The organism is Crossiella sp. CA198, assembly GCF_052078295.1.
Taxonomy (GTDB): domain Bacteria; phylum Actinomycetota; class Actinomycetes; order Mycobacteriales; family Pseudonocardiaceae; genus Crossiella.
This window is the reverse complement of sequence record NZ_JBQJIM010000010.1, coordinates 240,618-262,778: the sequence shown is the minus strand read 5'-3', so window position 1 is coordinate 262,778 and position 22,161 is coordinate 240,618. Positions and strand designations below refer to the sequence as shown.

21 protein-coding genes are annotated in these 22,161 nt (G+C 71.5%); 8 read left to right on the top strand and 13 right to left on the bottom strand.

Annotation, left to right across the window (positions count from 1 at the left end):
* Positions 1-243, top strand: a complete 243-nt coding sequence (locus ACTOWY_RS18910; protein WP_441310960.1) for a hypothetical protein — start codon at positions 1-3, stop codon at positions 241-243.
* Positions 244-563: 320 nt separating this feature from the next.
* Entirely contained in the window at positions 564-1,283 is a 720-nt protein-coding gene (locus ACTOWY_RS18905) for a nucleotidyltransferase domain-containing protein (protein WP_441310959.1), read from the top strand.
* 51 nt (positions 1,284-1,334) lie between these two features.
* Here ACTOWY_RS18905 and ACTOWY_RS18900 read toward each other — a convergent pair whose 3' ends face one another.
* From ACTOWY_RS18900 to ACTOWY_RS18865, 8 genes are all read right to left on the bottom strand, one after another.
* Positions 1,335-2,555: a Glu/Leu/Phe/Val dehydrogenase dimerization domain-containing protein gene (locus tag ACTOWY_RS18900; RefSeq protein WP_441310958.1), complete on the bottom strand. Its 1,221-nt coding sequence runs from the start codon at positions 2,553-2,555 to the stop codon at positions 1,335-1,337.
* Between the two features lie 127 nt (positions 2,556-2,682).
* Positions 2,683-3,939: a threonine--tRNA ligase gene (thrS, locus tag ACTOWY_RS18895; RefSeq protein WP_441310957.1), complete on the bottom strand. Its 1,257-nt coding sequence runs from the start codon at positions 3,937-3,939 to the stop codon at positions 2,683-2,685.
* A 124-nt stretch (positions 3,940-4,063) separates the two neighbouring features.
* Entirely contained in the window at positions 4,064-4,672 is a 609-nt protein-coding gene (locus ACTOWY_RS18890) for a TetR/AcrR family transcriptional regulator (RefSeq protein WP_247757122.1), read from the bottom strand.
* 145 nt (positions 4,673-4,817) lie between these two features.
* Positions 4,818-6,191: a type VII secretion integral membrane protein EccD gene (eccD, locus tag ACTOWY_RS18885; RefSeq protein ID WP_441310956.1), complete on the bottom strand. Its 1,374-nt coding sequence runs from the start codon at positions 6,189-6,191 to the stop codon at positions 4,818-4,820.
* A gap of 29 nt (positions 6,192-6,220) precedes the next feature.
* Positions 6,221-6,577, bottom strand: a complete 357-nt coding sequence (locus ACTOWY_RS18880; protein WP_247757126.1) for a YbaB/EbfC family nucleoid-associated protein — start codon at positions 6,575-6,577, stop codon at positions 6,221-6,223.
* 21 nt (positions 6,578-6,598) lie between these two features.
* Positions 6,599-7,696, bottom strand: a complete 1,098-nt coding sequence (locus ACTOWY_RS18875) for a polymorphic toxin type 44 domain-containing protein (RefSeq protein ID WP_441310955.1) — start codon at positions 7,694-7,696, stop codon at positions 6,599-6,601.
* Positions 7,693-8,667: a WXG100 family type VII secretion target gene (locus ACTOWY_RS18870; protein ID WP_441311010.1), complete on the bottom strand. Its 975-nt coding sequence runs from the start codon at positions 8,665-8,667 to the stop codon at positions 7,693-7,695. Before ACTOWY_RS18870 ends, ACTOWY_RS18875 begins: the two co-directional genes overlap by 4 nt.
* Before the next feature lie 40 nt (positions 8,668-8,707).
* Positions 8,708-9,463 carry a WXG100 family type VII secretion target gene (locus tag ACTOWY_RS18865; protein WP_441310954.1) on the bottom strand — a complete coding sequence of 252 codons (756 nt, stop codon included), beginning with the start codon at positions 9,461-9,463 and terminating at the stop codon, positions 8,708-8,710.
* 125 nt (positions 9,464-9,588) lie between these two features.
* On the opposite strand from ACTOWY_RS18865, the gene eccCa reads away from it, so the two are divergent.
* The 6 genes from eccCa to ACTOWY_RS18835 all read left to right on the top strand — a co-directional run bounded on the left by eccCa (position 9,589) and on the right by ACTOWY_RS18835 (position 16,919).
* Positions 9,589-13,557: a type VII secretion protein EccCa gene (gene eccCa, locus ACTOWY_RS18860; protein WP_441310953.1), complete on the top strand. Its 3,969-nt coding sequence runs from the start codon at positions 9,589-9,591 to the stop codon at positions 13,555-13,557.
* A 119-nt stretch (positions 13,558-13,676) separates the two neighbouring features.
* Positions 13,677-14,039, top strand: a complete 363-nt coding sequence (locus ACTOWY_RS18855) for a WXG100 family type VII secretion target (RefSeq protein ID WP_441310952.1) — start codon at positions 13,677-13,679, stop codon at positions 14,037-14,039.
* A gap of 22 nt (positions 14,040-14,061) precedes the next feature.
* The gene (locus tag ACTOWY_RS18850; RefSeq protein WP_441310951.1) at positions 14,062-14,385 is read left to right on the top strand and encodes a hypothetical protein; all 324 of its coding nucleotides are present in this window, start codon (positions 14,062-14,064) and stop codon (positions 14,383-14,385) included.
* Positions 14,386-14,490: 105 nt separating this feature from the next.
* Entirely contained in the window at positions 14,491-14,856 is a 366-nt protein-coding gene (locus ACTOWY_RS18845) for a hypothetical protein (RefSeq protein WP_441310950.1), read from the top strand.
* 5 nt (positions 14,857-14,861) lie between these two features.
* Entirely contained in the window at positions 14,862-16,076 is a 1,215-nt protein-coding gene (locus ACTOWY_RS18840) for a WXG100 family type VII secretion target (protein WP_441310949.1), read from the top strand.
* Positions 16,077-16,088: 12 nt separating this feature from the next.
* Positions 16,089-16,919, top strand: a complete 831-nt coding sequence (locus ACTOWY_RS18835; protein WP_441310948.1) for a hypothetical protein — start codon at positions 16,089-16,091, stop codon at positions 16,917-16,919.
* On the opposite strand, the gene ACTOWY_RS18830 is transcribed toward ACTOWY_RS18835, so the two are convergent.
* The 5 genes from ACTOWY_RS18830 to eccB are packed head-to-tail and all read right to left on the bottom strand — an operon-like array spanning position 16,900 to position 22,040.
* Positions 16,900-17,556: a hypothetical protein gene (locus ACTOWY_RS18830; protein ID WP_441310947.1), complete on the bottom strand. Its 657-nt coding sequence runs from the start codon at positions 17,554-17,556 to the stop codon at positions 16,900-16,902. The two genes, ACTOWY_RS18835 and ACTOWY_RS18830, sit on opposite strands and share 20 nt — an antisense overlap.
* Positions 17,557-17,588: 32 nt before the next feature.
* Complete coding sequence (locus ACTOWY_RS18825; protein ID WP_441310946.1) at positions 17,589-18,698, bottom strand: S8 family serine peptidase; 1,110 nt, start codon at positions 18,696-18,698, stop codon at positions 17,589-17,591.
* Positions 18,695-19,981 carry a sensor histidine kinase gene (locus ACTOWY_RS18820; protein WP_441310945.1) on the bottom strand — a complete coding sequence of 429 codons (1,287 nt, stop codon included), beginning with the start codon at positions 19,979-19,981 and terminating at the stop codon, positions 18,695-18,697. Before ACTOWY_RS18820 ends, ACTOWY_RS18825 begins: the two co-directional genes overlap by 4 nt.
* Complete coding sequence (locus tag ACTOWY_RS18815; RefSeq protein ID WP_185004862.1) at positions 19,981-20,643, bottom strand: LuxR C-terminal-related transcriptional regulator; 663 nt, start codon at positions 20,641-20,643, stop codon at positions 19,981-19,983. Before ACTOWY_RS18815 ends, ACTOWY_RS18820 begins: the two co-directional genes overlap by 1 nt.
* Positions 20,640-22,040 (bottom strand): type VII secretion protein EccB, encoded by a 1,401-nt coding sequence (gene eccB / locus ACTOWY_RS18810; RefSeq protein WP_441310944.1) that lies wholly within the window; start codon positions 22,038-22,040, stop codon positions 20,640-20,642. The genes ACTOWY_RS18815 and eccB overlap by 4 nt, the downstream gene beginning before the upstream one ends.
* Positions 22,041-22,161 lie beyond the last annotated feature (121 nt).

Here is a 22,161-nt window from a genome sequence, read left to right as displayed (position 1 = left end):
ATGCGCTTGCTGCGCTACGCCGCCCTGGCCGAGATGATCACCGTCGCCGTCCTGCTGCTCAACCTGGTCACCGTGCACTGGCGCCCGGTCAGCGCCCTGACCGGCCCGCTGCACGGCACGGCCTACCTGGTGGTCATCGCCGCCTGCCTGCTCCGGGAGAACACCCCGCCCCGGACCCGCCTGCTCGCCTTCATCCCCGCCATCGGCGGCTACCTCGCACTGCGCCGCCTCCGGCAGAGCTAGGTCCACCAGCTTCGGCGATGCCTGTGTCCTTCTTGGCTGTGTTGGGTTTTGCGGGTGGAGACGGATTAGTTTCGATTGTCACTGAAATTATCAGAGGCGATGAGCTTTTTTTCTTGCGGGCGGGAAGGCCGGACAGCTCAGCCCGGTACGCCGGTACGGTGGAAGTGGGGCACCATTCGGTGAAGGGGGACAGGCGATGTGGACTGGGACTGAGTGGACTGAGACCGAGCTTGTGGTCTTCGTGGCGGGCTGGATCGGCGCGATCATCGGCATGATCCTGCTGTCCTTGTGGATCATCCGTGATGCGGAGAAGTAGCCGCATGGCGCCGATAGTCACCGAGTTCGCTGGACGACTGGCCGGGTTCGAGTGGGTCACCGACGTGTTCGTCGCGGGGTCACTGGCCACCGGCGACTACATCCCGGGGGTCAGCGATCTTGACCTGGTCGCGCTGGTCGATGGTCCGGTCGACGCGTCTCGACAGGCCGCGCTGGTGGCGGTGCACCGGGACCTCGACGCGGGAGCGGGCGCCGGGCTCGACCTCGGGTGTGTCTACGTGGACTCCGCCGCGCTCGCCGAGGTCGGGGTGCAGCATCCGACCTGGACCCACGGGTTGCTGGTCCAGCGGATCCTCTCCGGTGTCACCAGGGCCGAGCTGGTGCTGCACGGGTATGCCGTGCTCGGGCGGGCGCCACAGGCGGTGTTGCCCGCGGTGAGTGGTGACGATGTCCGGGAGGCGGCCCGGGCCGAGTTGACCGGGTACTGGGCGTGGGCCGCTCGGCGGCCGTGGTTGTGGCTGAACCCCGTTATCGCCGACCTGGGGCTCACGTCGATGGCCCGGGCCCGGCACGCGTTGCGCACCGGGACCCTGCTCACGAAAAGCGACGCGGTCGAGCAGGCTGCCGCACCGGGCTGGCTGATCGATCAGTTGCGGGACCGGCGCCGTGGAGGTGCGATGGCCTCGCCACGGTGGCGGACGGCGTTGATCGCGTGGCGCGATGCTCGTCGTACCGTCGCCGGAGCGCGGACGCCCGGCGGTTGAGGACAGTTCCACGCTGGGCCGGTGGCGAGGGCATCGGCGATCGTGTTGTGGTCAGCCGAAGCGGGCCTCGATGGCGGTGAGGTTTTCGGTGGTCATCGCGGTGGCGGCGGTTCTTGGGAGTTCGCCGGTGGTGCGGGAGCGGGTCAGGATCTGGGTTACCAGGTGGCGCATCTGGGTGCGGACCTTGGTGAAGGACTCGGGGGCGTTGGGGTTGATGTCGCCGAAGAGGGTCCACCACCACCAGGAGTTGGTGGCGGAGTTGGCCACGAAGTCGGGGATGACCACCACTCCCCTGGCGGCCAGGGGCGCTTCCGCCTCGGGGGTGACCGGCATGTTGGCGGCTTCGACGATCAGCCTGGCGGCCACCCGGGAGTGGTTGGCGGTGTTGACGCAGTAGGAGACCGCGGCGGGGACCAGGACTTCGGTGTCCAGGGTGAGCCAGGCTTCTCTGGGGAGTTCCTGGTCGGTGGGGCGGAGTTGGGTGCGGTCGATGGCGCCGAAGGGGTCTCGGGTGAGCAGGAGGCGTTCTACGTCCAGGCCTTCGGGGTTGGCGATGGTGCCGTGCACATCGGCGATGCCGACCACGCGCAGGCCCGCTTCGGCGAGGAACCTGGCCGTGGCGCCGCCCATGGAGCCGAAGCCCTGGATGACCACGCGGGCGCCGTCCTGGGGCAGGTTCAGTTCCGCCATGGCGGTGAGGGCGGCTTGGGCCACGCCCGCGCCGCCGACCAGCTCGTCCAGGGAGATGCCGTCGACCTTGACCGCGAAGGCGTCGGCGAGACGTTGGATGGCGGCGGGTTCGTCGTCCAGGAGTGGGAAGACGGCTTGGATGGAGCTGCGCAGGCCGACTTCGGCGACGACCTCGTCCAGGGTGTCCTGGCGCAGGCCCAGGTCTTCCCCGGTGGTCCAGGACCGTTCCAGGTACGGGCGGACCGCCTGCAGATAGCGGCGCAGGACGGCCCTGGACTCCGGGTCGTAGGGACTGCAGTCGATGCCGCCCTTGGCCCCGCCCAAGGGCAGGTACCGGGCGGCGGGGTCATAGTTGAGGGCCTCTTTGGCGGTCATGCCGCGGGCCAGCCCTCGGACCTCTGCCAGGGTGCAGCCCTCGCGCATGCGCAGGCCGCCACTGCACACGCCGCGGACCAGGCGGTCGATGACCAGGAAACCGCGTTTGCCGGTGATCGGGTCGGTCCAGGTCAGTTCGAGCAGTGGCGGACGCGGACCGGTCTGCTCCTCGGCCGGGGCGACCGGCTGCTGGACGACCTCGACCATGGACCACTCCTCACCACAACGACACCTGGCTGACTAACCAGACAGTCAGCATAGTATCGATCATCGCTGGCCGGTGTCGACCGCCGCCCGCCGGTTCTGACGGGAACTGGACAGGTATATCCAGGTATCAGTCATTATCCCAGAGCCGTGGGCTGTGAGCCTCGACAACCGCCCCTACCCTGCGCAAACACTCTTCCACCGGCATGGCGTCCAGGCGACGGCCGTCACGCAGGCGCAGCGCGACCCGGTGTTCGGCGACCTCCCGGGCGCCCAGGATCGCCTGATACGGGACCAAGCGGGCATTGCGGATCCGGGCGCCGAGCGACCCCTCCCCCGCGCTGATCACCTCGGCGCGCAGGCCCGCCTCCCGGCAGTGGCTCAGCAGGTCGTGCGCGGCGGGTTCCTCCGCCTCTGAGATGGGCAGGATGGCCACCTGGCGGGGGGCCAGCCAGGCCGGGAACGCGCCGCCGTGGCGTTCGATCAGGTGCGCCACCGCGCGTTCGACGCTGCCGATCACGCTGCGGTGCACCATCACCGGGCGGTGCCTGCCGCCGTCGGCGCCGATGTAGTGCAGGTCGAACTGCTCCGGCTGGTAGAAGTCGACCTGGACGGTGGACAGGGTGGACTCGCGGCCGGCGCTGTCGACGATCTGGACGTCGATTTTGGGGCCGTAGAAGGCAGCCTCGCCCTCGGCCTCCGCGTAGTCGATCCCGGCGGAGTCTAGGACCTCGCGCAGCAGGGCGCTGGCGCGCTGCCACAGCTCGGGGGCGGCCACGTATTTGCCGCCGGGGCCGGGCAGGGAGAGGCGGTAGCGGGCGTCCTGGATGTCCAGTGCCGCATAGGCTTTCCGGATCAGGTCGAGGGCGCCGGCGGCTTCGGCGGCGACCTGGTCGAGGGTGCAGAAGATGTGCGCGTCGTTGAGCTGGATGGCGCGCACCCTGGTCAGGCCGCCGAGCACGCCGGAGAGTTCGGCCCGGTACATGCCGCCGAGTTCGGCCATCCGCAGCGGCAGTTCGCGGTAGCTGTGCGCGCGGGAGCGGTAGATCAGCGCGTGGTGCGGGCACAGGCTGGGCCGCAACACGACCTGCTCGCCGCCGAGGTCCATCGGCGGAAACATGTCCTCGCGGTAGTGCGCCCAATGCCCGGAACGTTCGTACAGCTCGCGTTTGGCCAGCACCGGGGAGTAGACGTGCTGGTAGCCGGCGCGGGTCTCGGCGGCGCGGACGTACTCCTCCAGCCGGTGGCGGATGATCGCGCCGTCGGGCAGCCAGTAGGGCAGGCCGGCGCCGATGAGCGGGTCGGAGTCGAACAGGTCCAGCTCGCGGCCGAGCTTGCGGTGATCGGGCATCGTGGTCTCCTCGCTGGCAGGCGAGCGGGTGACCACACGGCGAAGCCCCGGGGCACCCGCCCCGGGGCTTCGCGTCAAGTCAAGCTGTCAGCGCGCCGGGACGATCTCCGGCGTCGTGGTGACGTTGGCGCGCTGCATGCGGTGGACCGTAACAGACCGATCAGACCAGCGCGCTGAGTTTGTCCGCGCTGATGCCCAGTTCCCTGGCCACCGCCTCGTGCATCCACCCGGTGAGGTCCTCTGGCTGGACGGTGCCCTGGCGGGCCACCAGCTGCACGGCCAGGCCGTCGAGCAGGGAGGTCATCCGCCAGGCCGCGCCGCGCGGGTCGGGGCAGACGAACTCGCCGTCGGCCACGCCCTCGCGGATGAGTTCCTCCACCACGGCGCGCCAGCGCAGGTCCAGGTTCTGGGCGACCTTGCGCAGGTTGTCATCGTGCAGGGCGGCGGCCCAGCCCTCGATCCAGAGCACCCAGCCCGCGGCGTCGCCGGTGGGGGCGTAGAAGCGCAGCACCGCGGAGAGCCGGACCAGGGCGCTGCCCGCGGTGCGGAGTTCCTCCAGGCGGCCGAGGTCGTGCTCGGCGGCGGCGGAGAACGCCTCGGTGATCAGGTTCTCGATGGTGCCGAAGTGGTAGAAGACCAATGCCGTGCTGATACCGAGGGACGCGGCGATGTCCGCGGGCCGCGTGGCAGCGATTCCCCTGGTGCGGATGTGTTCGATCGTCGCGCCGAGGATGTCGTGCCGGCGTCCACCGTTTTGCCTGTTCGACACGCGATCACTCTAACCGTTCCGGCCGGTGCGCTCTTGGGTTGGGGGTTGTGGTGGTCGGATGATTAATTTCACTCGACACTGAAGTTATCGGGAGCATGAAGATTTTTGCCACTGCGGAAGGACTTTTGCCAGGGGTGGGGCTGGGTCAGCTCACGGCGTCGCGGATGGCGTTGTAGACGCCCAGGACCGCGCCTGCCAGGGGGACCACCGAGATGAGCAGGGTGTATTCGAGGGCGTCGAGCAGGCGGGCGCCCTGCGGGGAGTGCTTGCCGCGGACGACGCGGCCGGCGTAGCTGACCGAGACTCCCCCGGCGACGGCGAGCACGGCTGCGGTGGCCAGCAGCCACGGGGTGGGCAGGGCGTGGCCGAGCCAGACGCCCAGCACGCCGAGCGCGCCCAGGCCCGCGGCTACTACGACGATGCGTTGCAGGGTGCCGGCGTAGCCGCGGGAGCGCAGGATCCAGGCCAGGCCGGTGACGCCGACCAGCAGCGCGGGCCACATCGACGGCGACTGGGTCAGCACTACCGCGCTGCCGAGCACGAGCGCGCCGAAGGCGGCGAGCAGCCCGGTGAGGATCTCTTCGGCGGCGGTGGTCTGGCCCAGCACGTCGGGGCCGAGGGCGGGTTTCTCGTCGGCGCGGAAGGATTTCATGTCGGCGGGCACGGTGGGCAGCGGGAGCCGGGCGAAGCGCAACGCGATCATGGGGGCGGCGGCGCCCAGCGCGGTGGCCACGGGCAGGGCGACCGCGGCGGCGTGCACCGGGTCCAGGTCGAAGAGCAGCACCGTGGCGGCGGTGAGCGCGCCGAGGGCGGCGGCGGTGGCCAGGGCGCCGAACCAGGCCAGGCGGTGCGCCAGGAGCACGGCGGCGATGGCGGCATGGAGGGTCAGCGCGGCCAGGCCCAGGGCCAGGGAGTCCGCCCGCAGCGGCAGTGGGTTGTGCGGTGGCAGCGCGGTCATCCCCGCTAGGAGGGCCGCGGTGGCGCCGGTGGCGGTGCAGGCGCTGCCCGCGCGCTCGTCGGCGTAGGCCCGGGTGAGGGCGGCGCCGATGAGCAGCAGGGCCACCGCGAGCACGCCGGTGACGATGGGGGCGAAGAAGTTCCCGGCCAGGGCGGCGGTGGCCAGCAGGGTGGCCGCGGTGAACAGGATCGCGGCCGCGGACAGGCCCAGGGTGCGGCCCACGGTGGGCTGCCAGGCGCCGGAGTGGGCGGTGGCGGAGCTGGCGATGGCGTCCACGACGTCGTCGAAGAGCAGCGGGGTCTCATAGCGTTCGCGCGGGCTGAGGTAGAGCACCTCGCCGTCGCGCACGGCCGCGGCGGCCACGGTGAGACCGGGGGCGAGCGCGGCTTCGCCCAGCCGGGACAGGCCCCAGCCCGGACCGGGTCCGGTGGGATGGTCCTGGGCTCCGGCCAGGCGGACCAGCTGGGGCAGGAGTTCGGCGACCGTGCTGGCCATGGGCAGCGCCAGGTCCATCCGGGCGCGCGGGGTCACCACGGTGACCCGCCGTGCCGTCGACGTCATGCGTGTCGTCCCTGTCAGAGCCGGGCTGGTCAGAACTGGAAGTTCTCCGAGCGGGAGGCCGATTCGATCACCGGCGCGAACCGGGCGGTGCTGGCCTCGGCGACCTTGCGCAGCCCGTCGTTGACCGCCTCCACCACGAACTCCCCCAGTGCCCTGGCATCGCCCTGGCGCAGCACCCTGGGGTCGATGGTGACCTCGGTGAGCCTGCCGGTGCCCTGCACGGTGACGCTGACCTCGTCCCGCTGGGAGCGGCCCTGCACCAGCATGGACTCCACGTTGCGCTGGATCCGCTCGATCTCCTCCTGCTGACGGCGGACCCGTTCGAGCAGGTCGTCGACCTGGGGGGTGTCGCCGCGATCGAAGGCGGCGAAGGGATCGGGCTGCATGTGACCGTCCTTAGTGGAGTGTTACTGGGTGACCGAACCGCGCTGGCGCAGCTCGTTCAGCCGGGTCGGGTCGGTGATGTACTGGCGGATCACCTCGGGGGTGAGCTGGTCGGGCGGGACCTGGCCGAAGAGCTGGATGCCCATCTCCACCGCGTACTGGTCGGCCGGGTCGGTCCAGTGCCCGCTGGCCAGGTCGGCGGCGTTGGCGCCCTGGTGCAGCTCGAAGGAGTTGAACCCGGCCGCGGTGCCGACGTAGCCGTAGTGCAGGTTGGACCAGAAGTCGTGCCGGATCTGCAGGTTGGTGCCGTCGACCGAGGTGAGAAACCCGGTCTGCCGGTTCATGCCCATCAGCTGCCGGATCTCGCCCTTGTGGTCCCACGGGCCGCCGGGCCGGACCAGCCAGGTGAACAGGCCGAGGGCGTGTGCCTTGTTGCGGGCGGAGTCCAGGGGCTCCAGCAGCGCGCCCCAGCCGGGGTTGTTCAGCCGGTGCAGGCCGGCGGTGGTCTGGGAGCGGCCGTTGTAGGCCATCTCGTTGCCGATGTAGTCGACCAGGCGCTGGAACGGGGTGCGCGGCGAGGCCGGGCCGTGGTGTGGGAACAGGCCGGTGAGTTCGGCGCCGAGCTGGGCCACGATCTTGCGGGCGGCCAGCACCGCGACCTCGCCCATGGCGTTGGCGTGCACCAGATAGGGCCGGTAGTCGCCGCCGTGGATGGCCGCGGAGACCGAGAGCCGTTCGACGTTGCGGCCGCGTTCGGTGAAGTCGGCGACCACCTTGTCCATGGCGGTGCGGGCCTTGCGCAGCGCGGTCGCGGCTGAGCGCAGCCGGTCGGCCTGCTGGCGCAGCTCCTGTTCGGCGCCCAGCCGCACGGCCACGCTCCAGCGTTCGACGAGGGCGAGGAAGGCGGCGTAGGCCGGGCCGCGCCAGCCGCTATTGGCCTTGCGCGCGGCCTCCAGGGTCGCACTGGCCACTGTGGAGAGTCGATCGGCCAGGCCGAGCAGGCGGGCGGCCTCGGCTTCCAGGGCGGCCGGGTTGCCGGTGACGATGACCTGGAACTGGCGCAGCGCGGCGGCGTAGCCGGCCAGGACCGCCGAGACCGGGCTGACCAGCTGGGTGGTCACGCCGACACCTTGCCGTCACCGTCGCCGTCGATGGCGACCTTGATCGGTGTGTTGCCGACGGTGGCGTTGACGATGGTGTCCCGCCCCGAGGGCGCGGTCACCGTGGCGCTGCCTTCGCCGGTGGTGACCGTGACGCTCACCCCGCCGCCCGCGCCGTGACCGCTGGGGACGGACGGGGCGGGGGCAGGGGGGCCACTCGGGGCGGGAGTTCCGGGGGCCGGTGCGGGCGCGGCCGGGTCGACCGGGATCCACATGTTCTGCCCGTTGCCCGGCGGCGTGGCGCCGAGGGCGGGCGGCTGGTAGCCGGTGAAGTCCTTGGCCGGCAAGGTGGTCGGCTGTTGTCCGGCCGGGGCTGGAACCTGCTGGCCGCCGGGGCCGGAGCCCGCGCCGGTGCCGGGGTCCTTGCCGGTGACCAGGCCGACCAGTTTCTCCAGGTGGCCGATGACCTCGGCCATGGTGGTCAGTTTCGCGGCCAGTTCCACCGCACCGAGGGACTTCAGCAGCGCGCCGAGCGCGGCCAGGAAACCCTTCAACGCGCCGCTGGTGGCGGTGGACAGCGCGACCGCGGCGGCGTAGGTCCACGGGTTGGACATCAGTCCGGACACCGTGGGGTTGATCGCGGCGACGATGCTCTTGAAGGCCAGCTGGGCCTTCTGGATGATCGAGGCGGCCAGGCCGAGTTTCTGTGCGACCTCCTTCACCACCGAGATGATCTTGGTGAAGGAGTCCAGCAGGGTGGTGATCTTCTTGCTGGCCGCGCCGGAGGCCGGGCCGCGCCAGACCTTGCGCAACTGCTCGCCTGCCTGCTTGAGCTGGTCGTAGAGCTGGGCGAACTCGTTGGCCTTGGCCAGCAGATCGGTGACCTGCTTGAGGATCTGGCTCGGGTTGCCGTTGATGATCCAGTTGAGGAAGGTGCCCGGCCCGCCGCCGGTGGCCGTGGCGTCCATGGCGGCGCTGACGGGAAAAGTCATCGCGGTCACGCGGATCTCCTCTGCTTCGCCGGTGCCGGGTTCAGGACGCCGAGATCGGGCGGTACACCCTGGTGTCGGCGAGTCCGCTGAAACTGGGCTGCACCAGGCCGTGGTTGTAGAGCTGCCCGCGGTCGCCGGCCACGGCGATCACCGGGTCCGGGCCGCGGTCGAAGGCCAGCACCACGATGTCCCCGGAGCGGACCCCGCCCGGCACGTCGCCGAGGTCGCGGGCCAGTCCCGCGTACACCCCGATCACGCCGGTGGCCTGCTGGTTCGCCGGTCCGGCGTCCAGCCAGCGGGCGAAGGCGACCGCGTCGGCGAAGCTGCGCTGCTGCTGATCGCCGATGCCGGCGGAACGCAGGTAGCCCAGGACGTTGTCCACCGAGCCGGGTTGCGCGGTGGCCGAGAGGCTGGCACCGGTCGCGGCGGCGGCCAGCCTCTCAGCACTCGGAGAACTCCACAGGGTGGAGGACACCGCGGCCAGTTCCGTCTGCCGGCCCGCGTAGGCGTCGGCGATCCGCCGGTCCTGATCCTGATAGGTGTCCGCGACCTTGCGCACGTTGTCGTTGAACTCCTGCAACAACGACAGCAGCGTGTTCAGCGAGCTGACCTGACTGGCCTCCAGCTTGGCGTTCATCGCGGCCACAGCGGCGCCGAGGGTGGAGAAGTCCGAGGGGTTCACCTTCATCGAGCGCAGCGCGCTGACGGTGTTGGCCGCCTGCATGATGATGCCGCTGAGGTTGCCCGCCACGGACCGCATCTCCTCGGGGCTGGCGTCGAACCCAGGCAGGCTCACGGCCATCTCACCCTCCCACGTCTGCCGGTCACGTTCTCCGTGGTGAGCCTAAGTTCGGCAGGGCCTGCGCACAGACGGCAAAAGTACCCACCACCGCGACGGCCGAAGTGACCAGAATCGGGTGCGTGCAGACCGCGCGGAAGAGTCGACGCCTGCCCGAGCCCGCGGCCGGGGAGATCACCCTGCAGTCCCCGCCCATGCTGGCCAAGGGCGGCAACCAGGGCATGATGGGCCTGCTGTTCATGCTGCCGATGATGCTGGGCATGGGCGCCATGTCCTTCGTCTACATCGGACGCGGCGGCGGCGTGATGACCTATGTCTTCGGCGGTCTGTTCGTCGTGGTGATGATCGGCATGATCGTGATGTCCCTGGCTCAGGGGCGCTCACAGAACAAGGCCAAGATCAACGAGGAGCGGCGGGACTACCAGCAGTACCTGGCCAATCTGCGCAAGCAGGTCCGCGAGGTGGCCGGTGCGCAGCGGGCCTACCTGGTCGAGGCCCATCCCGAACCTGGAGATCTCTGGACGTTCGCCGCCGGGGACCGGTTGTGGGAGCGGCGGCGCTCGGAGCCGGAGTTCGGGCAGTTGCGGGCCGGGCGCGGACCGCAGCGGCTGGCCACGCCGTTGCGCGCGCCGCAGACCGTGCCCCTGGAGGAGCTGGACCCGGTGTCCTCGACCTCGCTGCGGCATTTCATCCGCGCCTACTCCACCGTGCCCGACCTGCCGGTGTCGGTGTCGCTGCGCTCCTTCGCCCGGATCGGCATCAGCGGGCAGCGACCGGTGGTGCTGGATCTGGCGCGGGCGGTGCTGGCCCAGGCGGTGGTGTTCCACTCCCCCGCCGACCTGCGGATCGCGGTGTGCGTGGCCGCGGACCGGCGCGGTGAGTGGGAGTGGGTGAAGTGGCTGCCGCACGCCCAGGACGCCACCGCCGCGGACGCGGTCGGCCCGGCCCGCCTGGTCGCAGGCGATCTCACCACCCTCGCTGATCTGCTGGGCAAGGATCTCGGGGACCGGGCGCCGTTCACCAAACGGGCCGGGATGGGTTTCGAGCAGCCGCACATTCTGCTCATCGTCGACGGCGGACGGACCTTCGGCGATCCGCGACTGGCTCCCGCCGGTGGGCAGCACGGGGTGACAGTGCTGGATGTCAGTCACGAGGTGCCCCTGGACACCCCCGGCACCGAAAGCCTGCGGTTGCACGTCTCGCCGCAGCGGATGGGCATGGTCACCGGCGAGGGCTCGGAGGCTAGGGTCGCCTACCTCGGTGAGCCCGACGTACTGGACATCGCCGCCGCCGAAGCCCTCGCCCGCGCGCTGACCCCGCGCTTCCAGGGCGTGGCCGTCACCGCCGAAGCACCGGTCAACACCTCCTTCGGCCTGGCCGGACTGCTCGGCCTCGGCGATCCGCGCGACGTCGACCCGGCGGTCACCTGGCGGCCGCGCACCCCACGCGAACGCCTGCGCCTGCCCCTGGGACTGGATCCGGAGGGCAGGCCGATCGAGCTGGACCTCAAGGAGTCCGCCGAGAACGGCATGGGACCGCACGGCCTGGTGGTCGGCGCGACCGGGTCCGGCAAGAGCGAACTGCTGCGCACCCTGGTCACCGGCCTGGCGGTCACGCACTCCTCGGAAACCCTGAACCTGGCGCTGATCGACTTCAAGGGCGGGGCGACCTTCGCCGGTATGACCGGGCTGCCGCACACCTGCGCGGTGATCACCAACCTCTCCGACGACCTCACCCTGGTCGACCGGATGGCCGACGCGCTCAACGGGGAAATGCTGCGCCGCCAGGAACTGCTGCGCGCGGCCGGAAACTTCGCCTCGGTCCGGGACTACGAACGCGCCCGCGAGAACGGCGCGCCCCTGGCCCCACTGCCCTCACTGCTGCTGATCATCGACGAGTTCAGCGAACTGCTCTCCAGCCGCCCGGAGTTCGTCGACCTGTTCGTCATGATCGGCCGCCTCGGCCGCAGCCTCGCCGTACACCTGCTCCTTGCCTCGCAACGCCTGGAGGAAGGCCGGTTGCGCGGGCTGGAAGCGCACCTGTCCTACCGGATCGGCCTGCGCACCTTCTCCGCGGCGGAAAGCCGCACCGTGCTCGGCGTGCCCGATGCCTACCACCTGCCCGCGATCCCCGGCTCGGCCTACCTCAAAAGCGACACCGAGACACTGCAACGGTTCAAGGCCGCCTACGTCTCCGGCGACCTGCCACCGCGAGAGATCAGCGACAGCGGCACCAGCACCGCCCCGGGCCGCCAGGTGCTGTTCTACTCCCTGGACCGGGTGGAGATCGTCGAACCGGCCCACGCCGAGACCGCCGCGGTGGTGCAGGCCGCCACCGGGGAGACGATCATGGGTGCGATGGTCGACCGCCTGGTCGGCAAGGGCCCGGCCGCGCACCAGATCTGGTTGCCCCCGCTGGACGAACCGCCGACTCTGGACCACCTGCTGCCGCCGCTGGGCGAGGATCCCGAACGCGGACTGTCTCCAATCGGCTGGGGCGGCAACGGGAAACTCACCGTGCCACTGGCCATTGTGGACAAACCCTTCGAACAGCGCCGCGACCTCATGTGGGCCGACCTGGCCGGTGCGGGCGGGCACGTGCTGCTGGTCGGGGCGCCGCAAAGCGGCAAGAGCACCTTCCTGCGCAGCCTGCTCGGCGTGCTCGCCCTCACCCACACCCCCGCCGAAGTCCAGTTCTTCCTCCTGGACATGGGCGGCGGCGCCCTCGGCCCGGTCGCCGGACTACCGCACGTCAGCGGCTACGCGGTCCGCCGCGACGCCGACTCCTGCCGCCGCCTGGTCGCCGAACTCAGCACCCTCCTGGCCCAGCGCGAAGCCCTCTTCGCCCAGCACGCGGTCGACTCGATGGCCACCTTCCGCCAGCGCCGCCAGGAGATCCGGGAAAGCGAACTCGGCGACCGGGAGTTCGGCGACGTGTTCCTGGTCGTGGACGGCTGGACCACCGTGCGCGAGGAGTACGAACACCTGGAAGAGGCGATCACCCGGCTGGCCGCCCGCGGCCTCGGCTTCGGCATCCACGTGGCCATCGCCGCCAACTACTGGATGGCCGTGCGGCCACCGCTGCGCGACTCCATCAGCACCCGCTACGAACTCCGCCTCGGCGACCCCGGCGACTCCGCCATCGACCGCCGCGCCGCCCAGAACGTCCCAGCCGACGCACCGGGCCGTGGCCTCACCCCGGACAAACTGCACTTCCTCGGCGCCCTCCCCCGCATCGACGGCGTGCAGACCGCCGACTCCACCACCGCGGGCACCGGCGACCTGGTCAAACAGATCACCGCCGCCTGGACCGGCGACCCCGCGCCCAGGGTCCGGCTGCTCCCCCACGAATTCCCGGCCAGCGAACTGCCCGATGTGGCGGCGCACCCGGGTAAGCAGATCCCGTTCGGCATCGCCGAAGCCGACCTCAAACCAGTGTTCCTGGACTTCCAGACCGAACCGCACTTCCTGGCCTTCAGCGACGTCGAAGGCGGCAAATCGGGGCTGCTGCGCACCATCGCCGACGGCATCATGGCCCGCTACACCCCGCAAGAGGCCGCGATCCTGGTCGTGGACTACCGCCGCGGCCTGCTCGGCGCCGTCCACGGCGACCACCTCCTCGGCTACGCCGGCAGCGCGCCGGTCCTCGAAGGACTGCTCACCGAGGTCACCCAGGCCATGCGGGCCCGCCTGCCCGGCCCCGAGGTCACCCCCGACCAGCTGCGCCGCCGCGACTGGTGGAGCGGCCCCGAACTGTTCGTGCTCATCGACGACTACGAACTCGTCGCCACCCAGGGCGGCGTCGGGCACCCGCTGCTGCAACTGGTCGAATTCCTGCCCCAGGCCAGGGATATCGGCCTGCACGTCGTGCTCGCCAGGGGCAGCGGTGGCGCGGCCCGCGGCATCTATGACCCAGTGCTGATGCGTATCAAGGAACTCGGCTCCCCTGGCCTGATCATGTCCGGCTCCCGCGACGAAGGCGTGCTGCTCGGCGATGTCCGCAGTTCCCCGCAACCGCCGGGACGGGGCCAGCTTGTCTCACGGCGCAACGGAAACCAGCTCGTCCAGGTCGCCTGGACACCCGGAAGTTGATCTCTGTGGGTACAAGTACCGGCAGCGCAACCGGCACTTGTGCCGTTGGGCGGCAACATCGTCGGACCTAGGCTCGAAACCAGGAAACACCCCGGTGAATGAGAGGAGGTGGTTCGCCCATGGCCGGTCCCGGCTTTGAGGCAGATGCCGCCGCGATGACCAAGGCGATCAGCGGCTTCCACCAGTCCGCCACCGCCACCAAATCCACCATGTCGGGTCTGCAGAGCGACCTCGGCTGGGCGCTGAGCAACAGCTACCAGGGCAACCAGGCCGCGGCCTTCCAGCAGCTGCACACCACGCTGCAGGAGAAGATGGCCAAGGCCACCGGCGCCCTGGACCGGATGTCCAGCCTGATGACCGACGTGAGCCGGAACTACAACACCGGTGACAGCAACGCCACCGACGACATCAACAAGGTGGCGGGCGCCGCGGCCAACAGCGCGGCCGGATCCGTCTTCAACCGCCTCGCCGGCGGGGCCTGAACCCGGAGAGGGAGAGACGCCAATGCATTCCCAGGGCAACGGCGGAGATGTCGTCTCCGTCAACTTCAGCCAGCTCGCCAACAGCTCGGAGTCGCTCAGCAACCGCGCCAACGCGCTGGAACGGCACATGCACGAGCTGGACGGCTCCCTCGCCTACCTGCGCAACACCTGGTACCAGTCCGGCAGTGCCGCGGGCGCGCAGGCGCAGCAGGCCGAGAACGACCTGCGGGCCGCGATCGGCGAGATGGTCGCGGTGATCCGCAACTTCTCCGCCAACACCGGCAAGGCCATGACCGACCAGATGGCCATGGAGCGCACGAACGCCAACCTGTTCCCCGGCGGCTGATACCCCCGCCTGCCGTCGGCCCCGGTCCAGGGTAGACCCGGAAACTTCACCCTGGACCGGGTTGGCGGCCCGCGTGAGAACCAACAGCAATCGAAGGGGGCAGGGGTGAGCACCGAGAACAACTCCTTCGCCGTGCACCTGGCGTCGCTGGTGGACTTCGCCCGCGAGCTGGGCACCCAGCTCACCGGCATGTCCCAGCCGCTGGCGCACCTGGGCGGCCTGGCCGAGCGCGAGGTCCAGCTAGGCGCGTTCACCGAGGCCAGCACCCTGGGCACCCAGCATCTGGCCGCGGCGGAGGAGATGCACGCGTTGCTGGGCCGGGCCGGGCAGGCCATCGACTTCGCCGAGGACGTCACGCACACCATCGCCGAGGCCTACCGCAGGCTCGACCAGCAGGCCGGGCAGTCGCTGCTGAACCTGGGCAACGTGTTGCATATCAACGATCCGCGCACCGATCCCGGGAGGATGTGAGACCCGTGGAGATCGTCAGCGCGACCGACTTCGCCCGCTACAGCCATCGTCAGCTCTACGACATGCTGCACGCCGGGCAGCCCAAGACCATGCGCGCGGCCGCGGACTCCTGGGACGCGGTGGGTTCCCGGCTGCACGAGCAGGCGGGCAACCTGGAACAGCAGCTCAGCCGGTTCCGGCACCAGTGGCGTGGTGGCGCCGCCGAGCAATACCAGGCGATGATCACCGACCTGGCCGCCGGACTGCGCCGCACCGCCGAGGCCGCGCACGCCATGCGCAACCTGGCGCACGATTCGGCCGAGGCGCTCATCCGCGCCCAGGCCACCATGCCGCCGCCCACCGAGGTCCCCGAGGTCTCCGCGGCGACCCTGCGCCTGGCCGGCACGCCGATCCAGCTCGGTCCCGGCACCTCCCCCGAACTCGCCGCCAGGGTCGCCACCCAGCAGGCCGAGGCGGTCGCGGCGGTGCGTCAGCAGCAGCAGGCGGCGCAGGTGGCCAACGCCAGTCACGCGCGGGCGGTGCTGATCATGGAGGACCTCGCGAACCGCTACCGGGTCGCCCAGGCGTCCATCCCCGACTCCCCCGCCGGTCAGGTCCCGTCCGGGACTCCCGGCGCCGATCATCCCGGTTCGGGCGCGACGCAGTCCCGGCCGCCGTTGTTCGGCGGCATGTTCACCGCCGGGCTGGCGGCGGCCTCGGCCGCGGCGGCCGGCCGGTTCGCCGGGACACTGCCCAAAATCCCGGACTGGGCGAGGAAACCCGATCCGCAGACCGGTCTCCCCGCACCCGGCGCGGGTGCGGAGGCGGCCAAGCTCGGCGCGGGCGCGGCAGCGGGCGGCGCCGGCCTCGCCGCGGGTCTGGGCAAGCTCGGCGGTGGCGGCGGTGGCGGACTCGGCAAGGTCGCCGGGGCCGGTGGCCAGGGGCCGCAAGCGGCGGCCGGACTCGCCGGGGCGGTCGGCGCCGCCGCGGCCGCGCGTGGGATCGCCGGTGCGATGGGCGCGGCGGCCGGTGCGGCGCAGGGCATGGCAGGCGGCATGCCCATGATGCCCATGATGCCGATGGGCGGTGGGCAGGGCGGCGATATGGGCGGTGGCCGCCGGATCCCGCCGTGGCTGGTCGAAACCGAGGACGTGTGGGGCGAATCCTCGGTGATCACCCCGCAGGTGATCGGCGAGGAACCCGAGAACCGTCCCGAACCACCCTCGTCCTTCCGCTACTAGGAGGCGCCGGCGATGACCAACCCCCTCAACGACCGCCTCACCGACCAGCAGATCGCCCAGCACGCCTACGACGCCGGGTTCCGCGGCGACCGGCTCAACACCGCGGTCGCGGTCGCGCTGGCCGAGTCCAGCGGCCGTCCAGGGGCCCAGGGCGACCTCACCCTGCAGAACGCGACCTGGGGCCCGTCGGTGGGGTTGTGGCAGATCCGCTCGCTCAACCCCGGCCGCGGCACCGCCCTGGAGCAGACCCAGCGGGACCGGGTGGCCAACCTGGATCCGGCCACGAATGCGACCAACGCCTTCGCGATCTCGGGCAACGGCACCAATTTCGGGGCCTGGTCGACCTTCACCAACGGCGACTACCAGCGGTACCTCGACCGGGCCCGCACCGCCTCCGGCCTGGTCACCGGCACCCCGGTCCAGCCGGTCCAGCAGCACGAACCGGCTCCCGCACCAGCGCCCGCACCCGCCCGGCCAGCCGCTCCGGCACCGGCGCGGGGTGGCACCGGGCAGTCCTTCCACGCCAGCGGCGGCACCCTCGGCCCACTGGCCCGGACCCTGCACTCCGGCGCGGCCGAGCTGCGCACCCTGCGCGGAAACCTGACCTCGGCCCCGCTACCGGCTGACGCCTTCGGCCAGATCCCCGAGTCCGGCCAGGCCGCCCAGGCGCACACCGCGACCCGCAACCGCCTGGCCGGGACCCTCGGCGAGGCGGCGGAGGAGATCGATCGCACCGGCACCAACGTGACCACGGCGCGGGAGAACTACCTGCGCCAGGACCGCCATCACGCCGATCAGTACCGCAAGCTGATCCTCGATCTGTTCACCCGCGATCCGCGCTGACCCGCGCGTACGGCCGCCAGCCGGGGGTTCCGGTCTGCGCCACCCGCTGGGCCGCGTCGCTGAGCCGTTCGTCCCTGCTGTTGAGGGCCTGCCAGTAGCGGCGGCCGTCGGCGGTGAACTCCTCGATCGGCACCGGGGTGCCGTCGGCGCGCAGCACGGTCAGGTCCTCGAAGGTCACCGTGCCCTCGATGCAGTAGGCGCCGTCGGCGCGTCCGCATTCGTTGAACCAGTACAGCTCACGCGGACCGGTGCCGGGTCCACAGTGGACGGTGAGGCTGGGTTCGGCGGGCCAGTCCTCGGTGAGTGACGGCTCGTCCAGGAACCGCCACCCGTACATCTGTCCCGACCAGGTGAGCCCGGCGAAGAACTCCTCCACCGCGGCCAGGTCGACCAGGGGCAGCACCGGCCCGAAACCCCCGTCCGGCAAGGATTTCCGCAGCAGCACCCGCACTCGCGCGGGCGCGTTCAGGCGCAGGATCCGCCGGGCGTCGGGGTCGATCGGGCCGGTTTCCGGCAGGGCGAGCACGTGCAGCAGCAGCTCACACCACTGCGCCGAGGGCCCGATCCGCAGACCGAGCACGTCGGCTTCGTTGAGCGCTGTCTCCACGGCCGTCCTGGCCTGTTCGTCCCACCGCATCGGGCCATCCTCCGGCACCGGCGCGGTGGCCGCTAACCAATTCGCCAGCCGCGCGCCCGTCCGCGTCGCGCCGCCGCGGTGGCCACCACCGCGACCCCGGCCGCCAGCACCCCGAGCACGGCCAGGGCCCCGGCCAGCCGGTCCTGCCTGGGCGGTTCTGGGGGTCCGGCCGCGATAACCACGGTCGGTGTGGGTCCGGCGCTGGGCCGCTCCCCCACCACCGGTGCCGCGATGCCCTCGGGCAGTTCCGCGGTCACCGCCGAGTACGCGTCCAGGACACCCCAGCCCAGTAGCGGATCGTGTGCCCCGCCCGCGCCACCGGCGGTGACCAGCAACCGGGTCCGCACCTGTTCGGCGGTCAGGTCCGTCCGGTAGCCGCGCACCAGCGCCGCCGCCCCGGCCACATAGGCCACCGCGAACGCGGGCGCGCCCACGCCCCAGCGATGCCCGCGTCCACCGGCGGACACGCTCACCAGGTCGGCCCCTGGCGCGGCCAGGGACAGGTGTTCGCCGGATTCCGCCGACACCGGTGATCCGTTCGCGTCGATCCCGCCGACGGCCAGGACTCCTGGCAGCGCACCGGGGTAGGTGCGGGTGCCCGGCTTGTCTCCCGCCGCCGAGGCCACCACGACCACGTTGCGGGACAACGCGTTGCGCACCGCCGCGGACAGTGCGCCGCTGCCACTGGCCGAGGGGCTCACCACCGCGATCACGGTCGCCCCGCCTTCCACGGCCCGGGTGATCCCGGCGGCCAGGGAGTCCGGATCGCCCTGGGGGACCCGCACGGACAGTACTTGGCTGCCCGGCGCGATCCCGGCGAAGGTGGTGCCCGGATCCGTTGGCGCGGCGATGATCCCGGCCGCGAAGGTGCCCCGCCCGTCGCAGTCGCTCTGGGCTTCCCGCACCCGCCCGGCGAGCTGTCCGGCCGCCTCCACCCCGCCGGGCGCGACCACCGCGATCCGCTGTCCGGCCCCGTCGGTCAGCGGCCACACCCGCTCCGCCCCGACCAGGCGCTGCGCCCAGTTGACCGGACCGGTGTAGTTCCCGGCCGGGGCCGCGCACTGCTGGGCCACCGCGACCGGCGCGAACCCGAAGGCGCACAACGAACACACCGCCACCAGTCCGGCCAGGCGGCGGCTCATCGCGGCACCCACAAGGTCACCCGGGTGCCGCCGGAGGGCCGCGAGTCGACCGTGGCCGTGCCGCCGACCTCACCCAGCCGCGCGGTGATCGACTCCCGGATGCCGAACCCGGCGGGCCGGTCCGCCGGGCTGAACCCGGTGCCGTAGTCCCGGGTGGTCACCGCGATCCCGCCATCCCGTTCCTCCACTCGCACCACGACCTCGCCGCCACCGTGTTTGACCGAGTTCCGCAGTGCTTCCCTGGTGGCGTCCCGGATCGCGGCCCGCCGCACCTGGGTCAGCGAGTCGTTGATCTCCGAGAGCACCAGCCGGGCCCGCAGCCCGTCCCCGGCCATATCGGCCACCAGTTCGGCCAGGTCCTCGCTCAACCGCACCGCCGCCGCGCCCACCCCTGGCCGTTCCAGGGTGCGCCGTAACCGGGCCGCCTCCCGCCGGGCCAGCTGCCGCAGCTCGGACAGCGTCTCGGCCGTCCGGGTGGTGTCGGCCGGGGTGGCCATGGCCATGACTTCCAGTGCCTGCAGCACGGTGTCGTGGATCTGCCGGGCCCCGCGTACCCGTTCGGCGTCCCGGCCGCGGATGATGCCGACCGAGATGGCCAGCCGCACCGCGAGCCCGACGTAGAACAGCAGGCAGGCGCCCACCACCACCGCCAGGAGGAAGTCCACCGCCCAACCGGCGGCCAGGGCCCACTCCCCCGGTGGCAGCAACAGCATCGCGCCGAGCACCGCCACCGCGGCCCCGAACACCACCCCGCGCAGCACCGTCCACAGGAACACCAGTCCCAGGAAGTAGGCGCCCACCACGGTGATCGCGTCCAGGAACACCGCTCCGGTGCTCAGCAGCCACACGCCGAGCACCGCGCTCATCCCCAGCGCCAGGTCGGCCCACAGCGCCGCGTGCACGGCTTCCTTGCGCATGCCGCTGTGGACCACGAACCGCACCGCCACGGCCAGGTTCAGCCCGAGCGCCAGCACCGTGAACACCGCGACCGGCCACGCGGCGGCAACGCCTTGACGCACCAGCACGATCGCGCCCAGCAGCGGCAACCCGACGAGGCGGGCGAGCACCGCCACCAGGAGCACGTAGCGGGCCGAGCGGGTCAGCACGCTCTCCACCGGCGTCCGGCAGTAGGAGCCCACCATCAGCCACATCCGCTCCGCGCCGGACATCCCGGCCGGGTCGACGACCTGCTCGACCCGGTCCTCCGGCGGCGCGGCCACCGTGTGCATCCCGCTGAGCATCAGTCCGGACAGGTAGGTCGAGATCCCGACGGCGGGCGCCATCAGCTACGGCCCGCCCAGTCCGTCGGCGTGCTGTGCGCCAGTCCTTCCTCGATCGCGTACCGGGTCAGCTCCGGCCGCCGCCTGCACCCGGTCTTGTCCCGGATCCGGTCCAGGTAGGACCGTACGGTGCGCACGCTGATCGCCATCGCCTCGGCGATGTCCTGATCCCGCTCCCCCGCGGCCAGCAACGCCAGCACCTGACGTTCCCGCACCGACAACTCGATCACCGGACCGTTGTTGCGATCGCGGGAGGCATTCAGCACGTAGGAGGCCAGGATCGGCGAGACGTAACTGTTCCCGGCCGCGATCTCCCGCACCGCCCGCAGAATCTCGTCCCCGTCGCTGTCCTTGGACAGATATCCCCTGGCCCCGGCCGCGATCGCGCCCAGCACCTCCGACTGCCCGGCGTGCGCCGAGACCACCAGGACCCGGTGGCCCATGCCGACGACCTCCATCACCGCGGCCGCGTCGCGCACGCCCGGCAACTTCAGGTCCAGCACCACCACCGAGCCCGATCCGGTGCGCCGGGCGGCGAACTGGGCCACCGACTCGGCGATGCCGTCCACCTCGATATCGGGGGCATCGGCCAGCACCCTGGCCACCGCGGCCCGGTACAGCGGGTGATCCTCGATCACCCCGACCCTGATCGGCTCCCTGTTCACCGTGCCATCACCTCCTGCGCCCTGGCGCGGTCGAGGACAGGGCCGGTCCGGAACAACGCCAGCACACTCGCCGGCACGGGTTGCCGCGCCACCGCCCCATATCCCAGCGCCTGCACCGATTCCCCACCTGTGATCGGAAATTTCCAGCCCGCATCGGTCACCAGGAACACCGCGCCGGAGGAGGCCCCCGGCGCGGGCTGGTCGGCCACCAGGGCGCCGGCGCCACCGGGCACCCGCGCCACATCCGCCACCCGGCCCCGTTCGTCCACAGTGGACTGTTCGGTCGAGGTGCCGCCGTAGGTCAGTTTCGCTCCGGTGGCCGCGAAATCGGTCGCGCACACCGTCCGCGGCAATCCGCCGAGGGAGACCGGTTCCGGCCGCCGCAACGGATAGCCGGTCGGTTCCCGCTCGGCCGGGGTCTCCGCCCGCGGCGCCTCGGCCAGTTCGGCGGCGGGCACCGCCAGCACCCGGCTCCGCCGGTCCGGATAGGCCGCGGCATTGCCCGGCGCGGCCAGCGCCAGCCGCGCCTCGGTCTCACTCACCGGCGACACGCCATCGGCGCGCACCAGGTAGAAGCCGTCCGCGACGCTCTCGGCCCGCAGCACCTGCCCGACCCGGGTGTCCACAGTGCCCAGTCGCGGCCCCGGCGTACCGGCCTGCCGCACCGCCACCACCGCCAGATCCCGGCCGACCGGTACCGTGTTCAGCCAGTTGCGCGCCACCGGCAACGCCTGCACCGCCTCATAACCCAGCGCCGCCGCGGCCCGGTCATCGGCCAGCTTGAACCGGTGCCCGCCGGTCAGCAGGAATCGCTCCCCGCTGCCCAGTCGCACCAGAAGTCCTTGTCCCGCACCGAGTTCCCGGCCGCCCGGCGATCCTCCGATGGAGACACTCGACCCCGGTTCCACGTTCGCGGGCAGATCGGCCGAGCCACGCGAGCAGGTCGTCCACGGCCCGCTCAGCAGCCGCCCCGGCTCCGGCAACGAGTCCGGCGCGCCCGGGATGCCCACGGTGACCCCGCGCGGCAGATCCGCCAGGGTCTTGGCGGGCACGGTCACGGTGCGATCCCCGTTGCCCCCGGAGAGCAGCCGGGCCGAGGCGAAGTTGAGCACCGGGTGCAGGACATCGCCCTCACCCAGCACGAACCGGGCGCCGGTCTCCTTCTCCACGATCACCTGGCCGCCCTGTTTCCACTCCGCGGCACGGGCGGGGCTGAGCACGCCGATGATCCCGAACACCGCGGTGACCAGCAGCGCCACCGCCAGTCCGAGCACCGTGCCCAGCAGCAACCGCCTGCCCGGCGACACCGGGTGATTGGCGTCCCCGGCCACCAGCGCGGACACCAGTCGCCTGCGCAGGAACTGGTAGGCCTGCACCTGGTCCTTCTGTGTCCACACCGCCGCTGCCCCCTCGCGCCATTCTCTGCTGGGCCATACTATCGATCACCACTGTCACTTCCTGTGGTTCGTTGGCCGGAATCCTTGTGCCGCAAGGCTTTCCCAAACTCTCGGTGGTGCA